General features: G+C 38.9%; 7 protein-coding genes. 4 read left to right on the plus strand and 3 right to left on the minus strand.

What is annotated here, in order from left to right; genetic code table 11:
* Positions 1 to 276 precede the first annotated feature (276 nt).
* Both L6C30_RS14200 and L6C30_RS14205 read left to right on the plus strand, forming a co-directional pair.
* On the plus strand, positions 277 to 600 hold the full coding sequence (locus tag L6C30_RS14200) for a DUF1778 domain-containing protein (protein ID WP_236163307.1): 324 nt from the start codon (positions 277 to 279) through the stop codon (positions 598 to 600).
* A complete protein-coding gene (locus L6C30_RS14205) occupies positions 560 to 1132 on the plus strand; it encodes an N-acetyltransferase (protein WP_236163306.1) in 573 nt (190 codons plus the stop codon). Before L6C30_RS14200 ends, L6C30_RS14205 begins: the two co-directional genes overlap by 41 nt.
* 319 nt (positions 1133 to 1451) lie before the next feature.
* On the opposite strand, the gene L6C30_RS14210 is transcribed toward L6C30_RS14205, so the two are convergent.
* Genes L6C30_RS14210 through L6C30_RS14220 form a run of 3 tightly spaced genes read right to left on the minus strand, consistent with a single transcriptional unit; the run spans position 1452 to position 2935 of the window.
* Positions 1452 to 1652 (minus strand): hypothetical protein, encoded by a 201-nt coding sequence (locus tag L6C30_RS14210; protein ID WP_236163305.1) that lies wholly within the window; start codon positions 1650 to 1652, stop codon positions 1452 to 1454.
* Positions 1649 to 2005, minus strand: coding sequence for a hypothetical protein (locus tag L6C30_RS14215; RefSeq protein WP_236163304.1), 357 nt, complete (start codon positions 2003 to 2005; stop codon positions 1649 to 1651). The genes L6C30_RS14210 and L6C30_RS14215 overlap by 4 nt, the downstream gene beginning before the upstream one ends.
* A gap of 39 nt (positions 2006 to 2044) precedes the next feature.
* Complete coding sequence (locus tag L6C30_RS14220) at positions 2045 to 2935, minus strand: MobA/MobL family protein (RefSeq protein ID WP_236163303.1); 891 nt, start codon at positions 2933 to 2935, stop codon at positions 2045 to 2047.
* 211 nt (positions 2936 to 3146) lie between these two features.
* On the opposite strand from L6C30_RS14220, the gene L6C30_RS14225 reads away from it, so the two are divergent.
* On the plus strand, positions 3147 to 3869 hold the full coding sequence (locus L6C30_RS14225; protein WP_236163302.1) for a hypothetical protein: 723 nt from the start codon (positions 3147 to 3149) through the stop codon (positions 3867 to 3869).
* Between the two features lie 690 nt (positions 3870 to 4559).
* Positions 4560 to 4688: RepB family plasmid replication initiator protein (locus L6C30_RS14230; RefSeq protein WP_236163414.1), on the plus strand; the 129-nt coding region annotated here is incomplete at its 3' end.

Below are 4688 nucleotides of genomic sequence, written 5' to 3' on the forward strand. Positions count from 1 at the left end.
TTATAATAATCTGGCTTTATATAGCGTTAACTAACTATAAATTTAAAAACTATTTTACGGGTTTTAAACAACAGGACTAAATATGAGACACCTTACACGAATTCTTTCAATGTTCTATATCATCAAAATAGACATTCCGAATGCATTAACTGCCGAAATTCATAGATTTTTTGTACTGCCAAAAGAAAGGGTAATTTTACCTATACAATTTTATGATTTCGAGTACCCATCTTGAGTTTTGTTTTTATAAAACAATCAACTACGGAGAAGGAAATTATGAATAAAACATTAGATTCAAGAGAGCGTATTTCTGCACGTATTTCAAAAGAGCTTTATGAACGTTTGAATAAAGCTGCAGAAATCTCAGGAACAACGCTTAACAGTTTTATTGTGCAAATTGCGACTAGAGAAGCTGAGCAAATAATTGAGAAATACAATTATAAGGTTCTAAGTTTTTCAAACTTGGAAGATGCACTTTGGTTTAAACAACAAGTTGAAGGCCCAGCACTTTCTAATAAAAATTTGAAAGAGGCCTTTAAATCATATACGGAGGTTCTAAATGATCCAACCACTAACGCAAGACTACGACAACTTAACTGAATGTCAAAAGGAGAGCCGAAAGAACTTTAACAGTTCTGATCCATGGGTTAATACCCATTTGCAAAGCCAATTTGGACAACAAAATTCTAAAGGGCTAGCAAAAGGATTTACGATGTTAGACGCAACAGATACGCAAATTATTGGTTGCTATTCCATCACACCAATCGATGTACAATTTAACCTTACAAAGGAAGAGGTAAAACAAATTGGTTTAGTTAAGGGGGTTCCAATTACTAGACCACTCCCTGCTTACTTAATAGTAAGTTTAGGTATCGACCAAAATTTTGAAGGGCGAGGACTTGGAAAACTTTTACTCATTGAGGCATTAATGCGAATTTATGAGATTTGTCAACATGCTGGTGGGGTTGGTGTAGTAGTAGATACATCAAACGAGAAAGTGCGTACCTTCTACGAAAAATATGGTTTTCAGAAAGTTCCGAATACTGAAAACAGATATTTCTTAGCTAGAAAAGAGCTAATTGACTTATTTGAGTCAACTAGTGAAGAAACAAGTACTGAAGTTACAACTTAATATTGCTTGCACGCAATATACAACACGCACTAGACAGGTAGAATCCTCATTACTGGTAATAGTGAGCTCTATCTGTTCTAGTCTTATAACATCTAAAAAAGTTAAAAAGCAATGCTTTTAAAAATTTTGGCCTGAATTATAAATAAGTTGACCTTAAATACAATAGATTTTAATAAAATGTAGTATTAAATTTTTATAAATTCAACATAACAACATTTTTTTAAATTAAAAATCAAATTCTTAATTAAAGTATGAATCTAAATCAGTTCTTAGATTAAATATCTTTTTCAATTAAATATATTCTTGAATAAATATTCCTTTATTGCATAGCTCGCCACTTCATCATTAACACCTCATCTTCCTCTTCAAAACTCGACTCCCCAGAGGCAATCCTTTCAATCATCGCATCAACATCCGCTTGACTAGCATTAATCACACGTTGATCAAACTCATGCTCCGCAATCCCTTGCGTTGCCTTAAACGCTGCCCGAATTCGCTCTGCATCTACGTTCTTTTTCATGCTTGGCCACGCTGCTCTGATTTATAACTTGGATGATCTTTCAGATAGGCAATAAAACTGTCTAAACGTTTGCTATCCAGTCGTGATTCATCAGGATGATCCACATGCTGCAATAGGTTCTGACCTAAAAAAAACTGCTCAAACTCTGTCTTAAAACACTCTGGAATATCAGATACTAAAACATAGCTATCATCTGATTTCAGTTGATGCCGTGGGATCTGAATCAACTCAAGGAAATGTTTCTTCCACAATAGACTGGCGCGAAGCTGATCATTCACTGGATGATGGGGATCATGTGCAGCAGCACGTTGATCTTCAAATAAACCCTCAAGAATTTGTTTTCCAGTCTTCATACGACCTCCAAAAGCTTTATTTAAAACCTCACAATATCCCTAGAACCATGATGGCGTATAACCATCATCACGATCCAAGTCTTGATTTTTACGCTGCTCTAAGGCTTGGTTATACTCCTTTTGATAGATCTGGAGCTTGTTAAATTGTCGAATCTGTTGAATGGTGTGCTTCTGTGCCTCAACTTCAAGCTGAATCATCGGATCGGCACTTTTCAACTTCCATCGGTAGATCTGTGGGACATCCTGCAATTGCGTTCCGTACTTCTGGTTAAATTCCTGATTGGACAAATGACTCACTCGATTCGGAACAACAATCTCCATACCCTCCAGAATTAAGGTTTTCATCGGTGCATGCATTTCCAAGGCCTGATTAATCAGCTGCTCAGTTTTTTCTCGAAAGGCTTTCACCTGATCACGGCCAAAGCCCAACGCATCAGCCGTTAATTTCTGTGCGCCACCCTTGGTGGGATTCTTTGGACGATACTGCTTAAAAAACTGCTCTGGTGGTCGTTCAATCCCATCGGACAGACTCCGTTCAGAATACATCAGATGCAAATGCGGTTGATCTTCACCTGTCAGCTCACTCGGATGATTATGCACCGCTGCGGTATAAGGGAACTGATACTGATCAGCAAATTCCTGAATAAAGGCCTCGACCAATTCTTTACGCTGCTGTTTCGACAATTCTTTTGGCAAAGCTACGGTCAACGTTGAACTGGTTCGACCTCGAGCAATCTCATAACGATCCGCACTGTGCCAAAAAGTCGCAGGTGCATCGACAGCCCAAGCAGGCATATTTCCAGAACGCACGAACTCCAATTCCTCATCGGCCTTTTGCTCGGCAAAATGAGCCGTCCGAGTCAGATAATGGAAAGTATTCTTGGAACTGGAATCCTTCTTCACATTGTGCCGAATATTCATGTAAAACATGCCGAATTCACCTGAGATCCAATTCGCAAAGGAGGCTCTCCGCAGGAGCGAGGAGGAGTGTCTTTTTTTGACAATAATCGCTTTAGCGGTTGTTGTCAAAAAAAGACACGGAAACGAGATAAACTATTTTTTATGCATGGCATAAAAAATAGTTTAAACGCCCACAAGATGACGATAACATGGTCTCAATCCACGGCAAAATGAGATCCAAATGGCAGGACGCAAAGCGTTAGTTCTCACCGCAAAAGAAATCAACGAACTCGGCTCGCATATCCTCAATCTACCGTTCAAACGTCGAGTTGAAGAACGTTGCTTGCACATGCTCAAAAACAAAAAGAGTCTTCAGGATCTCAGTGAGCAAGACCGACAACTGATCCAAAAATGTCGCTATGAACGCAATGCCTACAACAAACGCATGCTTCAGCTGCAACTGATCCAACAGACCGAACCTGCCAAACGCAATGCACTGGAACAAAACATCCTCAAGCTCCATCAAAAACATGACATCGATGCCTACTTTGCCATGCACGATGCACTGGATGAGATCCTCAAAACGCAACGCCACCAGACCGCAGCGAAAAACCTGAATCAGAAAATAGAAAAAGCCCTGAATCCAGAACAACAAAAGGAAAAACAAAACCAGAAACAACAGAAAAAACGAGAAGACCAGATCAAGTACTTTATCGGCTCACTCTATCTAGGCGTTTTTGAACGAGCAAAGTTTCAAATGACCCACTCCAATCAGGACTTGGACAACCTGAAAACCCTATTTCGTATGGCCTTGATCGGTAAAACCATGCAACAAAGCAACAAGGATCTACAGACAGTCACCCAAGAAATTGCCAACTCAGGCCAATATCAAGAAATTGAACGATTTATACAAGAAGCCAAACAAGACCCAAGAAACCCATTCAACAAAACACCAGAGCAATGAACAAACATCACGTTTAAACGCTGTATTTTCGCCATAGTGCGATCATTTCAAACCGAACTAGAGATCAGTACCCAAAAAACAAAAAAGTGTCTCTAAACGCAAATAGAAGCAAATAACACTACATCTATAAGCGATAAGAACGGCTTAACCAAGCGAGTGTCTACGAGCGACAGTCCCCAAATTCGCGCCTCGGCCCTCTGAAAAACCGCTTTTTTAGGTTGATTAACCTAAAAAAGTGAAGTTTAGATGCAAAAATTTGAGCCTAGACCGAGCGAAGCGAGCATAAAGCTTTATGAGCGAAGCGAATTCCGAGTTGCTTTTGCTCTTGCGTTTGCTTTTTCTCAAATTCACAACGAAAAGAGCCAAAAAATTGCCCACCCGAATCGAGCGAAAGCGAGATTCAATAGAGTTTGAGCGTAGCGAAAACCAAGGGCAATTTTGACCAGACTAGGCTTTTAATTATTTTTAATAGTTTTTAATGCTTTTAGACAGGCTGAAAGCCTTTAATAGCAAATGTTTCAAAGCCCATAAAACTAGGTTTATCGACCCATAAAACTAGGTTTATCGACCCATAAAACTAGGTTTATCGACCCATAAAACTAGGTTTATCGACCTAATTAATAGGTCGTTTTACAACCTAGTTAAAATAGTTTATGGTATGACCTAGTTAAATTTGATTTATATTAAAAAATGGCCGAGTTAGTTGTAAAAGATAATGCTCTGATTCAAGCAAGTTATACATTAGATACTGTTGAGCAACGTCTTATTCTTTTGGCAATAGCTGAAGCAAGAGAAACGGGACAAGGCATCACGGAAAAT

The organism is Acinetobacter sp. KAM396 (assembly GCF_021602765.1).
Classification (GTDB): domain Bacteria; phylum Pseudomonadota; class Gammaproteobacteria; order Pseudomonadales; family Moraxellaceae; genus Acinetobacter; species Acinetobacter towneri_A.

Coding starts and splice junctions, on each gene's coding strand:
- L6C30_RS14200 (WP_236163307.1), top strand. CDS start 277: ATGAATAAAACATTAGATTCAAGAGAGCGTATTTCTGCACGTATTTCA.
- L6C30_RS14225 (WP_236163302.1), top strand. CDS start 3,147: ATGGCAGGACGCAAAGCGTTAGTTCTCACCGCAAAAGAAATCAACGAA.
- L6C30_RS14215 (WP_236163304.1), bottom strand. CDS start 2,005: ATGAAGACTGGAAAACAAATTCTTGAGGGTTTATTTGAAGATCAACGT.
- L6C30_RS14210 (WP_236163305.1), bottom strand. CDS start 1,652: ATGAAAAAGAACGTAGATGCAGAGCGAATTCGGGCAGCGTTTAAGGCA.
- L6C30_RS14205 (WP_236163306.1), top strand. CDS start 560: ATGATCCAACCACTAACGCAAGACTACGACAACTTAACTGAATGTCAA.
- L6C30_RS14220 (WP_236163303.1), bottom strand. CDS start 2,935: ATGTTTTACATGAATATTCGGCACAATGTGAAGAAGGATTCCAGTTCC.